The organism is Brevundimonas sp. AC546 (assembly GCF_979258305.1).
Genome location: NZ_OZ409849.1, coordinates 2,588,104 through 2,599,486 on the forward strand (window position 1 = coordinate 2,588,104; position 11,383 = coordinate 2,599,486).

The following is an 11,383-nucleotide window of genomic DNA, read 5'->3' on the forward strand; positions in this document are numbered from 1 at the left end:
TCCATGACCTTCAGAAGCATCGTCGTGGCGAGCGCGGTTTCGGCCGCGCTCCTTGCGGCGCCCGCGATGGCGCAGATCCGCGCACCGGTTCACACCGACCATCACGTCCACGTCCACTCGCCCGCCATTCTGGAGATCCTGCCGGCCTATTGCAGCAGTCCAGGGCGTATCGGCCCCTGTGATCCGGCCTTCGTCGAGACGCGGACGGCTGACGATCTGCTGGCGGACATGGACGAGGCGGGCGTCCAGACGGCCTGGATGATGTCCACGGCCTATTTAGCCGAAAGCCCGATGATGGTTCCTGCGCTGGCCGACGCCGCAACGCGGGTTCACGACGCCAACGCCTTCACAGTCGCCACGGCGGCGGCGCACCCGGGGCGACTGGTCGCCTTCGTCTCTGTCAATCCGCTGACGCCCGATGCTCTGGCCGAAATCGAGGCGTGGAAGGACGAGCCCTTCGCCAAGGGATTGAAGCTGCATCTGACCAACTCGGGTGTCGATCTGCGCAATCCAGATCACGTCCGTCGCCTGGCGGCCGTTTTCGAGGCCGCATCGGACGCCCGGCTGACCATCACGATCCATATGCGCACCCGCGCAGAGGACTATGGCGCGCGCGACGTCCGCATCTTCGTCGAACAGGTCCTGCCCCACGCCCGCAACACCCCCGTTGTCATCGCCCATTCCGGCGGTTGGGGCGGGTTGGATGCGAACACCTGGGACGCGATGGAGGCGTTTCGAAAGTTCTTGGCCGAACAGCCTGACATGGTGCCCGACCTCTTCTTTGACCTTGCCCAGGTCTTCGACGCCGATACGTCGCCGGAAAACCGTGCGCGGCTGGTCGAGGTCATGAGAGGCATCGGCATCGAGCAATTCGTGCCAGGTTCCGACTGGCCGTTCTCAGGCTCGCTGGACGGCTATCTGAACGATGCAATGGGACTGTTGCCGCTGTCGTCACAGGAATCGGAGAGTCTGAGGCGACGACACGTCGGGATGAGGTGATCTGCACGCAAGCTAGGAGTATTTTCCGCCGGAAGCGGTCATGCATTTGCCACAGGTCGGGCCCTCACGCCTTCGTTTGAAGGTCTGATTTCCGCGTCGGTCAAAATGTCCGCTACTGGCGCTTCTGAGAGCCGACAGCATAGCTTGGATGAAACTGTAGTTGGCCATAAAGAGAAGGTGCGAGCGGCCCGCCGACGTGATCGTTGAGGTGAACATCGCGATCCCTGTTTCAGCGAAGATTTTGAAGTTTCCGCCCAGCGTCAGGTTCGCTTCGAGGGCGATCGCTTCCTGAGCGACGTAATCTTTGAGGGTAAAACCATTCATGGCGGGCACGATGCAGCGCCCCCTGACGTCCCGTCGAACACAAAATAGGTTTGAACGCTGAGAGGCCTTCGCTCAGCTCAGATTGATGAAGATGAACGTCTACTTGCAGGCTGCGATCCAATATCCGCTTCTGGCGCACTGCTGACACTAGCTGCTTAGCGAGACTGCACCGCGCCCTCTTGAGCGACTCGCGCCCTGAGCGACCTTAGTGTGTATTGAGCAGGTTCTAAGTGGTCTCGATAAAATGATGGCGACCCCGGAGGGACTCCAACCCCCGACCTCGGCTTTAGGAAAGCCTTGCTCTATGCAGCTGAGCTACGGGGCCACGGACGATGCCCTAGCGGGTCGGCGCGTTCCGGGAAAGCGGGAGCGGATGAAAAATTCGGTGGAGAGGTGGGGAACGCCTCACGTGAGGCTTGTGGTTAAGCGGGCTTAACCTACCAGATGTCGCGGTGAACAAAGGACGAATGGGGCGGTGTCGGCGATTCGGTCCTGATTCGTTTCGTTCCTGTTCCGCAGGGCCAGGCTTGGCCGTTAACGCGGGCGTCCGCGCACTTACTGCGGCATGCCTGTCGTCATTGGCGCCTGCGAGCAACCAGAGCGGCGCTGATACTTGAAATGCAGAAGAGCGCGGCCTGTAGGCCGCGCTCTCAGGCGTCATATTGATGGCCGAAGCCTCAGCCGCGACGGTTGTCTCGGTCGTTGCGTTCGTTTCTGATCTGGGCCGACAGGCGGTCGAAACGACGGTCCAGATCGGTCCGTTCCCAGGCGGTCAGACCGCCGCGGCGGTAGTTGGCTTCCAGGCGCAGCAGGCTGTTGAACTCGCCGCGCAGGCGGGTGGCTTCGCGGCGGCTGAGCTGGCCGTTACGGACCCCCTGGTCGATGCGGCGGTCCAGGTTGGCCTGGCGAGCGTTGATCGACTGCCACGAACCATAGCCGGCGTGCTGGGCGCCATGATGCGGCGGGGCAGGGCGGTGATAGGATTGGGCGAAGGACGGGGCGGCGACCGAGGCGGCGGCCAGGACGATGGCGGGGACGATGAGCTTGCGCATGGCGATCTCCTCAAATGTTATGCCGGTCGGGGTGACCAGCGATGAGGAGAGTTGACCATCTGGCGACTGAGCCGGTTCTGAACAGCGACGATCAGGTTCGGTTCATCGGCATGACAAGGATGACAGGATCGGCGTTCGTCGGTTTGGCGCGAAGGTCGCTTTAAACTATACGACGTATTCAGCGCCCGTTCAGATGATTGGGCCTAGATCGGTCTCCATGTTCCGTAAACACGCCAGTCTCATCCTCGCCGTCGCGGCCCTGGCCCTCGCTCCCGTCTTGTCGACGGAGGCGGTCGCGCAGTCTCGTGATCGCCAGTCGCGCGACCAGGATCAACGATCGCAGGATCGCCCTCCTCCGCGCGTCAGCCCGGACGAGGCGCGTCGTCGCGGGGGCGCGGCCGGCGGCGGACGCCCCATCGACACCCAGCCGCGCCGCGACGGCAACTACTCTGTCCTGGTCGAACGCGACGGTCGCGTGCGCGAGGTCGTGGTCGACGGACGCACCGGCCAGGCCCGTCAGGGCGGATCGGACGACAACAACAATCAACGTCGCAGGCCGAACTGATGCGCGTGCTTCTTGTCGAGGACGACGCCGACCTGTCGCGTCAGCTGAAGGCGGCGCTGGGCGACGCGGGCTATGCCGTGGATCACGCCCCGGACGGCGAGGAAGCTCATTATCTGGGCGAGAACGAACCCTATGACGTCATCGTCCTGGACCTGGGCCTGCCCAAGATCGACGGGGTGTCAGTGCTTGAGCGCTGGCGCCGCGAGGGAAAGGCCACGCCGGTCCTGATCCTGACGGCGCGCGGCTCGTGGTCGGACAAGGTCGCGGGCTTCGACGCCGGCGCCGACGACTATCTGACCAAGCCGTTTCACACCGAAGAACTGCTGGCGCGTCTGCGGGCGCTGCTGCGTCGCTCGGCCGGCATCGCCTCGGCGACCCTGGCCTGCGGGGGCTTGCGGCTTGATCCGCGCGCGGCGCGGGCCAGCGTCAACGGCGAACCCCTGCGGCTGACCTCGCTGGAATACCGGCTGCTGCATTACATGATGATGCATCAGGGTCGGGTCATCAGCCGCACCGAACTGGTCGAACACCTCTACGATCAGGACTTCGACCGGGATTCCAACACCATCGAGGTCTTCATCGGGCGGGTGCGCAAGAAGGTCGGCTCCGACCGGATCGAGACCGTGCGCGGCCTGGGATACCGGCTGACGCCTCTGGCGGGCGAATCCGAAGCGGCGTGACCGGGCAGGCGGTTTCGGTAAAACAGGATTGGGGACGCTGGTTCGGGCGGCCCGGTCGCTCGCTGACCCGGCGGCTGATCTGGCTGGCCTCGGCCTGGATCCTGGTGGCCCTGGTGATCGCCGCTCTGGTCCTGACCCAGGCCTTCCAGGAATCGGCCCTGCGCCGCCTGGGCACCATGCTGAACGAGACCACGGAGGAGATCGTGGTGGCCGCCAGCCGCACGCCGCCCGGCGAGGTCGTGCCCCAGATTCAGGACGCCCGCACCCTGCGCCTGCTGTCGGGCAAATACTGGCAGATCATGGAGGTTCGGCCCGATGGACGGCTGGTCAGCCTGGCCCGGTCCACCTCGCTGTGGAGCTATGACCTGACCCTGCCGCCCGACCTGCCTGACCGGCTGGATGCGGCGTTCGGGGACGTGATCACCTTCAACACCACCGGCCCCAAGGACGACGACGAGACGCGCGAGCCGCTGCGGGTCGCCGCCAGCATGAAGTCCATTCCCCGGCACGAACATCCGGTCATCTTCATCGCCGCCATCGACCGCTCCGAGGTGGACGCCGACACGCGCCAGTTCGCCCGCGTCACCTGGACGGCGATGCTGATCCTGGGCCTGGGCCTGGTGTCGGCGGTCTTCATCCAGGTGCGGATCGGTCTGCGCCCTCTGTTCGACCTGCGCGACGAGATCGCCGACGTGCGCAAGGGCAAGTCGGCCCGGATCGGGCGGTCCTATCCGCTGGAGATCCAGCCCTTGGCCGAACAGGTCAACCGGCTGCTGGACCATAACCAGGAGGTGGTGGAGCGCCAGCGCACCCACGTCGGCAACCTGGCCCATGCGCTGAAGACGCCGATCTCGGTCATGCTGGCCGAGGCCGGGACGGCCCCGGGCGACCTGCCCGAACTGGTGCGGCGCCAGACCAAGGTCATGCAGGGCCAGGTCGATCACCATCTGCGCCGCGCCCGCGCCGCCGCCCGCGCCGCCCACGGCCTTGGCGAGACCACGCCGGTCGCCGAGGTGCTGGACGAGCTGGCGGTCATGATCGAACAGGTGTTCCGCGACAAGAACGTCGAGATCGACTGGCGCGCGCCCGACAGCCTGTCGTTCCTGGGCGAGCGTCAGGACCTGCAGGAGATCCTGGGCAATCTGATCGAGAACGCCGCCAAATTCTCCAGGCGCCGGGTCCGCGTCTCGGCGGGGGGCAGCGGCCTGGGGCAGATGATCCTGGTGGTCGAGGACGACGGCGCGGGCCTGCCGGCCGATCAACGCGACACAGTCATGCAGCGCGGCGCCCGGCTGGACGAAAGCGCGCCGGGCTCGGGCCTGGGCCTGTCGATCGTGGACGACCTGACCCGCGCCTATGGCGGCCGGCTGACGCTGGCGGACAGCGACATGGGCGGGCTCAAGGCGGTGCTGGAACTGCCGGCCGCTCAGGCGGACTAGCGCGGGTCGCCGCCCCGGCGGTGGCATTCACAGGCGGCCCGTTCGAGCGCCGCGCGATCCAGCACCGTGATCCGGCCGCGCGAATAGGCGATGGCGCCGGCCTTCTGAAGCCCCTGCGCCGCCTCGTTCACCGTGGTGCGCTGCGACCCCAGCATCGAGGCCAGATACTCCTGCGTCAGGTTCAGCGTGTCGCCCTCGACCCGGTCGTGACAGCGCAGCAGCCATTTGGCGAACCGCTGGCCCGCGTGATGCAGGGCGTTGCAGGCGGTGGACTGCTCCAGTTCGCCCTGAAGCCGGGCCATATAGTCGCCCACGGCGTCGCGCACGCCCGGCCTCTGGGCCGACAGCGCCCGGAAACGTGCGGCGTCCACCCGCCGCGCCGTGCCGGCGACCTGGGCCACGCTGCGGGTATGGGCGTGGTGCGGCACGACCGAGGCGACGACGCCCAGCACGCCCTCGCGCCCGATCATGACCGTCTCCACCGTGCGCCCATCCTCCAGCACCGCCACCGAGGAGCAGAAGCCGCTGTCGATGAAGTGCAGGTGTTCGACGGCGTCGTCCGGCTCGTTGAACACATGGCCAAGAGCGAATTCGACGGGGGTGGCGATCGCCGCAAGGGCGTTGCGGTCCTCGAGATTCAGGCCGTGGATCAACCGGTTGCCCGGCGGGAGGATGCGCATAGTTCGCGCATAAGGCGATCCGTGCGTCTCGTCTGTCGGAACCCGACACAGCGTAGCAGTATCTGTCGCTGGTTTCTGGGGAAAAGCCCTGATTTTACCGCGTTGTGTACGGAGCCGCTCAGACGGCGTCGGTCTTGCTCCGCTCCAACCGGGCGACGAGGCGTTCCCCCTGGTGGACCTCGACCCCGATGCACGAGGCGTGGTCGGCCAGACGCCGTCGGGCGGCGGCGACGGCTGTCGCGTCGTCGGCGCCATCGAAGAAGTCGAGCAGCGGACGACGGTCGGCCGCGTCGAAGAAGTGGAACTCGTAGATGTGCAAGCCTGGCTCCTGAGGCTTGACGGTAGCGGCATATACGGGCCGGCGTCTGTCGGATGTCGACACAGGAGCGCGGGAGCCTTTGCCGTTGCAGGGGCGTTGAGCAACTTCCCCACGCCGGAGATGCGATGACCGCCGCCAAGACCCTTCGCCACGCCGCCGTCGACCTGGGCAGCACCCTGCGCCGGCGTGCACCGATCATGCGGCGCCTGCCGCCGCTGGCGACGCTGGTCGAGTGGGCGGCGCGGGTCGGATATGGTGCGCGGGGCTTCGTCTATCTGTCGGCCGGCGCCCTGACCCTGCTGGCGGCGACCGACCGGATCGGAGAGGCGGTGGGGACCAGCGGGGCGGCGGGCTGGCTGGCGGCCCAGCCGTTCGGCAAGGTGTGGCTGGTGCTGCTGGGGCTTGGCCTGTGGGCCTTCGTCGGCTGGCGCGTGCTGCAGGCGGTGTTCGACGCGGACCATGAGGGGACGGACCTGAAGGGCTGGTTGACGCGCGGCGGGCAGGCGGTCAGCGGCCTGTTCTACGGGGTGCTGGCGTCGGGGGTGTTCGAGTATCTGGACGAGTTCGGCGAGGCGACCAGCGCCTCGTCCGCCCAGGCCGAGAGCGTCGCAGAGAACCAGGAGAAGGCGGCCATCCTGCTGGGCCTGCCGTTCGGCGAGGTGCTGCTGATCGGGGCGGGGCTGGTGGTGCTGGGCGTCGGCGTCGGCAATATCGTGCGGGCCTTCCGCGACGACTTCGACGACGCCCTGGCCTGTCCCAAGGCCTTCTGCGGGACGGCGACGGCCCTGGCGCGGGCGGGGTATGGGGCGCGGGGGTTCGCCTATCTGCCGCTGGGGGTTTTCGTGGTTCTGGCGGGGCTGCATGCGCGCTCGGGCGAGGTGACGACGGCGGCGGCGGCGCTGGACGCGCTGGAGGCCCAGCCGGGCGGGTCGTGGATCCTGGGGCTGACGGCGGCGGGGCTGATGGCCTTCGGCGCCTTCGCCTTCGTGGAGGCGCGCTGGCGCCGGATCCGGCCGCCGAGGGATCTGAAGATCGGGTGAGGCTTCTGTCTCCTCCCCACATCGTGGGGAGGTGGCGCGGCGCCGCTTTGCGTCGTGACGGAGGGGGTCTGCGAGGCGTCGAGAGCCCCTCCACCCCTTCGGGGTCCCCCTACCCACATCGTGGGGAGGAGACGGTCTGGCGTTCGTGGTCATGCTTCCCATATCCTTCGCAACACTCGCTGTTCCAGAAGGCCCTTCGCCATGACCCAAGCCGTTCCGACAAAGACCCTGAAGATCGACTTCGTTTCCGACGTGGTCTGCCCGTGGTGCGTCGTGGGCCTGGGCGGGCTGGAGACGGCGCTGGACGCCCTCAAGAGCGAGGGGATCGCCGCCGACATCGCCTTTCAGCCGTTCGAGCTGAACCCCCAGATCGCGCCCGAGGGCGAGAACATCGTCGAACACATCGGCCGCAAATACGGCGCGTCGCCAGAGCAGTCCGCCGCCAACCGGGCCATGATCCGCGAGCGGGCGGGGGAGGTCGGCTTCGACATGCGGATGACCGACGACAGCCGGATCTGGAACACCTTCGACGCGCACCGCCTGCTGCACTGGGCGCACGAGACGGCGCCCGACAAGCAGAAGGCCCTGAAACAGGCGCTGTTCACCGCCCACTTCACCGACAACCGCAACCTGACCGACGCCGGGGTCCTGACCGCCGCCGCCGAGGTCGCCGGGCTGGACCGGCCCGAGGCGGGCGAGGTGCTGGCCTCGGGCCGTTACGCCCAGGCCGTGCGGGCGTCAGAGGAGTTGTGGCGCTCGCGCGGCATCACCTCGGTCCCCGCCGTGGTGGTGGAGGGCAAATATCTGATCAGCGGCGGCCAACCGGCGTCGGTGTTCGAAGAGGCGCTGAGGAAGATGGCGTCGGAGGTGTGACGGTCGTCTCCTCCCTGGCGCGAAGCGAGGAGGCAGCGGGGCGCATCTTCGCGCCGTGACGGAGGGGTTCTTTCTGCAAGATCGACGTCTGTGGGGTGTCGAGAGCCCCTCCACCACGCCCTGCGGGCGCGGTCCCCCTCCCCATCGCAGGCGATGGGGAGGAGACGGTCACGGCGGGTCGGTTTCAGACGCCCCTTGCGAAAAAACACCGTCTGAAGGTGCAATTCGTCTGAAATCGGGGACGGTTTCAGGTCGTCGAGCGCGTCAACCCGCGCCATCAGGGCGTCGCGACCGGCATAGTCGCCGGGCGTCAGGGCGGCGGCCTCCAGGGCGATGACGCCGATCTCCCGCGCGACGGCCGTGGCGCGTTCCGCCATGTCGGGTTCTTTCGGTTTGGGCTCGGGCTTTGGAGGGGGCGGCTCCGCCTCGCGCGCCAGGCGGGTCAGATGGGCGTGCAGCCGCACCCACCGCGCCGCCTCCATCGCGCGCCCGGCCTGGACCGCCCGACCCATCCGCACCAGGGCGTGGGCCGCCATCTCTGCAAAGTCGGGCAGGCCCTGCGCCGTCTCGAACGGCAGGTCGATCGGCCCATCCATAGGCCCATCCATCGGCAAGGGCGCGGGATCGTCCTGATCCTCGCGCCGCCAGCCTTCGTCCCTGGCGCGGGCGCGGAAGGTGCTGACCCCCATGCCGTAACGGGCGCTGACCTCCTCGGCCGTGTCGCCCTCCAGATAGGCCTCGCCCGCCGCCTGCCAGGCTTCTTCCGACAGGCGGCGATAGCCGCGATTGTGGACCCGGTCGGCGTCGCGCGCGACGGTGTCCGAGGCGGCGAGAGCCGGCAGCCGCAACAGATGCATCGGCAGGCCGTGCGTGCGCCAGAACCGCACCTCGGCCTCGGCCGAACAGTCCAGGTGAAGCGCGTCGCGATACGCCTGTTCCAGACCTGCCGCGCGCAGGACGCGAATCTGACCCAGCCCCTGCTGCGTCGCCGCATCGTAAAGCGGATCTCGCGGCCCATCGAACCCGCCGCCCTCGCCGTCGTCATAGGCCTGATCGTCGTCCATCCCGTCCCCCGGCTGTCGCCCACGCCCGATCCCAGGACGCGCCCCCAGTCTAAGGCCGTCCCGAACCGTGATAGGGTAGAGGCCGTCGATTTCCCGAAAGCCGAGGAATGTCAACGGGACGGGAGGGGACATGTTGTATGGGAAGGCCGCCTTTTCCCTCTTCCGGTGGGAGAGGGCTTGAGGCCCGCAGAGCGTCAGCGATGCGCCTTGGCCAAAAGGGTGAGTGTCGTGCGTCTGCGGCGAGGTCCGGCCCTCACCCTTTCGCGTTTCCAATCGCTTCGCTCTCGGACGCTCAAGCCCTCTCCCAACGGGAGAGTGAGCACACGCCTAGGCCCGCTTCTTCTTCGGCGCAGCCGGGGCGTCGGCGGCGGTGACCAGATGTCCCTTCCAGCCGGGCGGCGGCAGGAACTTGCCGGACTGCTCCTCGCGCGTGCCGTGCTTCGCCATCTCGGCGGCGCGGCGCGCGGCCTTCAGCGCGGTTTCGTGGTCGATCAGCATCTTGTTCATCGCGGTCCCCAATCTAGCAGATCGAGACCGTCGTCGCCATTGGCGTAGATTTTCCAGGCATCGACGGCAGGCTTGTAGGTCGTTTCGAGATACTCGGCGCTGAGCAGGAAGCGGCGGCGCAGGGTCTCCTCGGGAATGCCGTGTCCCCCGCGCGCAACCCGGCGCGCGACGCGCGCAACCGAATAGTCGGCGTTGGGCAGGCGCAGATAGACCAGTTCCACCCGATAGCCGAGCGTCCGCCAATGGCGAATGCGCACGACGTGCGAGCGCGTCGCCAGAGTGGTCTCAAGGATCACGTCCGCCCCGGCGCGCGTCAGCGCGTCTAGCCGCTCCAGCACCAGACGCCCGGCCGCCAAATCGCGCGCCGGACCTTCGCCGGTCAGGCCACGGGCGACTTCATCCGGGTTGACGAACTGAAACGTCTCCGTACGCTCCCGCAGGAAGGCGTTGATGAAGGTGGTCTTGCCGGCGCCGTTCGGCCCGGCGAGGAGGACGAGGGTGGGCATCGATTACTGATATTCGATCATCGAGTAATATGCTGGGGGTTCAATGCCGACCAAGCCATAGCGGAGATAAAACTTCCGTGCCGCACGCCATGCCCTGACGAAGCTCGGCGCTTGGGTATCCTGTGCGACGGTTGGAAAAATATACCACGCGCCCGTCAGAATTTGTTCCCGAGTCAACGGTGCCAGGACGTAGCCGCGGCTTGCGGCTACTCGACATCTTTCACGCTGGGCACGGACCAAGATGTTGAGAAGCCACCCATCGAGATCGGCAAGCTGCCGACGATTTGTCATCAGCGGCATGAACCCCATTAAACCGCGTATCCCCGACGGCTTTTGATTGTGGTCCAGAAATCTCCTGATCTGTGTCTCGCCGAGGCCGCCGTATATGTATTTTCTAAGTTCATTCAGACAGGTGACGAAATCCCAATCATAAAAGCCGGGGCCGATCCTGTCGGCTGCCATCGCTCCATTGGGCCCGCGACTGTAGAGGAACAGATGCTTGTGGATGATGGACGATATCCGTCGCTTGATACGCCGTACTGATTTTTCGGGTAGTTCAATCCGATCATGTTTTATTCGGTGACCTAGGTAGTCTATATGCTCGATAGTCTTGAGCTCGGCTATGTCGTCATCATCAATTGCCATGACGCGCTGCTCAAGTTCGCTCGTGCCACCCAAGAGACGAATGCCAGGCGACTTTTCCCGATTAATCTTGAGCCCAGCCGCCAAACAATGGCGCCGAAACTCCTCGGCCACGCGAAGTGCATCCGAGTAGGTCTGAGTGATCGCCACAACATCGTCAGCAAACCTGACAAAAGACCCGTTCATACGCTCCAGCGACAGGTCGAGAGCGTGACCAGCAGCGTTCGATAGGAATAGCGACAGGGAGCTTCCCTGCGGCACACCCGCGTCACGAGTTTTAAATACCCCGGTTGGGTAATCCGAAACTCGCGCGTAGCGATGGTTCAAAAACGTCTTGACGACGTTCCGTTCTGCAATCGACAAGACAAAATTACGTCGATCGCCAACGATCTTTTTTAGATATTCTTGATCGATGGTGTCGAAGTATTTGGAGAAGTCGTATTGAACTACATAAACTTTTGCGCCAGTGACAGATCGGCGAAGATTTATAACCGCATCGAAAACGCTCTTATCAGGTCGGTAGGCGTAACTGTTGCTAGATAGTATATTGATGTTTCGCCGAGTGGCGGCTCGGTGGACCACATTTGCAACCGCTGAATCCGGAATAGAAAACGCCATGATGACGCGTGTTCCGCCACCCGGCTTTTCAATTTCGTATTGGACGGCGGGCACTGGCTCATAGGTGCCATCTTG

Annotated in this window: 13 protein-coding genes and 1 tRNA gene; 6 read left to right on the forward strand and 8 right to left on the reverse strand. The window is 65.8% G+C overall.

Annotation, left to right across the window (positions count from 1 at the left end; translation table 11 throughout):
• Nucleotides 1-3: 3 nt before the first annotated feature.
• Nucleotides 4-999, forward strand: coding sequence for an amidohydrolase family protein (locus ACZZZD_RS12725; protein WP_463435520.1), 996 nt, complete (start codon nucleotides 4-6; stop codon nucleotides 997-999).
• A gap of 12 nt (nucleotides 1,000-1,011) precedes the next feature.
• On the opposite strand, the gene ACZZZD_RS12730 is transcribed toward ACZZZD_RS12725, so the two are convergent.
• The 3 genes from ACZZZD_RS12730 to ACZZZD_RS12740 form a co-directional block, all read right to left on the reverse strand.
• Nucleotides 1,012-1,332 (reverse strand): hypothetical protein, encoded by a 321-nt coding sequence (locus ACZZZD_RS12730; RefSeq protein ID WP_463435522.1) that lies wholly within the window; start codon nucleotides 1,330-1,332, stop codon nucleotides 1,012-1,014.
• 239 nt (nucleotides 1,333-1,571) lie between these two features.
• Nucleotides 1,572-1,648, reverse strand: a tRNA-Arg gene (locus tag ACZZZD_RS12735).
• A gap of 352 nt (nucleotides 1,649-2,000) precedes the next feature.
• Entirely contained in the window at nucleotides 2,001-2,375 is a 375-nt protein-coding gene (locus ACZZZD_RS12740; RefSeq protein WP_463435524.1) for a hypothetical protein, read from the reverse strand.
• 217 nt (nucleotides 2,376-2,592) lie between these two features.
• On the opposite strand from ACZZZD_RS12740, the gene ACZZZD_RS12745 reads away from it, so the two are divergent.
• The 3 genes from ACZZZD_RS12745 to ACZZZD_RS12755 are packed head-to-tail and all read left to right on the forward strand — an operon-like array spanning nucleotide 2,593 to nucleotide 5,059.
• Nucleotides 2,593-2,940, forward strand: a complete 348-nt coding sequence (locus ACZZZD_RS12745; protein WP_463435525.1) for a hypothetical protein — start codon at nucleotides 2,593-2,595, stop codon at nucleotides 2,938-2,940.
• Nucleotides 2,940-3,620 carry a response regulator transcription factor gene (locus ACZZZD_RS12750; RefSeq protein ID WP_159846531.1) on the forward strand — a complete coding sequence of 227 codons (681 nt, stop codon included), beginning with the start codon at nucleotides 2,940-2,942 and terminating at the stop codon, nucleotides 3,618-3,620. The genes ACZZZD_RS12745 and ACZZZD_RS12750 overlap by 1 nt, the downstream gene beginning before the upstream one ends.
• Complete coding sequence (locus ACZZZD_RS12755; RefSeq protein ID WP_463435527.1) at nucleotides 3,617-5,059, forward strand: sensor histidine kinase; 1,443 nt, start codon at nucleotides 3,617-3,619, stop codon at nucleotides 5,057-5,059. The genes ACZZZD_RS12750 and ACZZZD_RS12755 overlap by 4 nt, the downstream gene beginning before the upstream one ends.
• Here the strand turns inward: ACZZZD_RS12755 and ACZZZD_RS12760 are convergent.
• Nucleotides 5,056-5,739: a Crp/Fnr family transcriptional regulator gene (locus tag ACZZZD_RS12760; protein ID WP_463435529.1), complete on the reverse strand. Its 684-nt coding sequence runs from the start codon at nucleotides 5,737-5,739 to the stop codon at nucleotides 5,056-5,058. The genes ACZZZD_RS12755 and ACZZZD_RS12760 overlap by 4 nt on opposite strands.
• A gap of 118 nt (nucleotides 5,740-5,857) precedes the next feature.
• Nucleotides 5,858-6,058: a hypothetical protein gene (locus tag ACZZZD_RS12765; protein ID WP_463435531.1), complete on the reverse strand. Its 201-nt coding sequence runs from the start codon at nucleotides 6,056-6,058 to the stop codon at nucleotides 5,858-5,860.
• A gap of 125 nt (nucleotides 6,059-6,183) precedes the next feature.
• Between ACZZZD_RS12765 and ACZZZD_RS12770 the strand changes: the two genes are divergently transcribed.
• Nucleotides 6,184-7,098 carry a DUF1206 domain-containing protein gene (locus ACZZZD_RS12770; protein ID WP_463435533.1) on the forward strand — a complete coding sequence of 305 codons (915 nt, stop codon included), beginning with the start codon at nucleotides 6,184-6,186 and terminating at the stop codon, nucleotides 7,096-7,098.
• A gap of 201 nt (nucleotides 7,099-7,299) precedes the next feature.
• Complete coding sequence (locus ACZZZD_RS12775; protein WP_463435535.1) at nucleotides 7,300-7,971, forward strand: DsbA family oxidoreductase; 672 nt, start codon at nucleotides 7,300-7,302, stop codon at nucleotides 7,969-7,971.
• A 1,391-nt stretch (nucleotides 7,972-9,362) separates the two neighbouring features.
• On the opposite strand, the gene ACZZZD_RS12780 is transcribed toward ACZZZD_RS12775, so the two are convergent.
• From ACZZZD_RS12780 to ACZZZD_RS12790, 3 genes are read right to left on the reverse strand one after another with little or no spacing between them, the layout of a single operon-like run.
• Complete coding sequence (locus ACZZZD_RS12780) at nucleotides 9,363-9,542, reverse strand: hypothetical protein (protein WP_372692717.1); 180 nt, start codon at nucleotides 9,540-9,542, stop codon at nucleotides 9,363-9,365.
• Nucleotides 9,539-10,048, reverse strand: a complete 510-nt coding sequence (locus ACZZZD_RS12785) for an AAA family ATPase (protein ID WP_463435537.1) — start codon at nucleotides 10,046-10,048, stop codon at nucleotides 9,539-9,541. Before ACZZZD_RS12785 ends, ACZZZD_RS12780 begins: the two co-directional genes overlap by 4 nt.
• 3 nt (nucleotides 10,049-10,051) lie before the next feature.
• On the reverse strand, nucleotides 10,052-11,362 hold the full coding sequence (locus tag ACZZZD_RS12790; protein ID WP_463435539.1) for a reverse transcriptase domain-containing protein: 1,311 nt from the start codon (nucleotides 11,360-11,362) through the stop codon (nucleotides 10,052-10,054).
• Between the last annotated feature and the right edge of the window lie 21 nt (nucleotides 11,363-11,383).

Bases quoted from the DNA above. Each gene is read 5' to 3' on its own strand.
- ACZZZD_RS12725 (WP_463435520.1), top strand. From the start codon at position 4: ATGACCTTCAGAAGCATCGTCGTGGCGAGCGCGGTTTCGGCCGCGCTC.
- ACZZZD_RS12740 (WP_463435524.1), bottom strand. From the start codon at position 2,375: ATGCGCAAGCTCATCGTCCCCGCCATCGTCCTGGCCGCCGCCTCGGTC.
- ACZZZD_RS12745 (WP_463435525.1), top strand. From the start codon at position 2,593: ATGTTCCGTAAACACGCCAGTCTCATCCTCGCCGTCGCGGCCCTGGCC.
- ACZZZD_RS12750 (WP_159846531.1), top strand. From the start codon at position 2,940: ATGCGCGTGCTTCTTGTCGAGGACGACGCCGACCTGTCGCGTCAGCTG.
- ACZZZD_RS12760 (WP_463435529.1), bottom strand. From the start codon at position 5,739: ATGCGCATCCTCCCGCCGGGCAACCGGTTGATCCACGGCCTGAATCTC.
- ACZZZD_RS12770 (WP_463435533.1), top strand. From the start codon at position 6,184: ATGACCGCCGCCAAGACCCTTCGCCACGCCGCCGTCGACCTGGGCAGC.
- ACZZZD_RS12775 (WP_463435535.1), top strand. From the start codon at position 7,300: ATGACCCAAGCCGTTCCGACAAAGACCCTGAAGATCGACTTCGTTTCC.
- ACZZZD_RS12780 (WP_372692717.1), bottom strand. From the start codon at position 9,542: ATGAACAAGATGCTGATCGACCACGAAACCGCGCTGAAGGCCGCGCGC.
- ACZZZD_RS12785 (WP_463435537.1), bottom strand. From the start codon at position 10,048: ATGCCCACCCTCGTCCTCCTCGCCGGGCCGAACGGCGCCGGCAAGACC.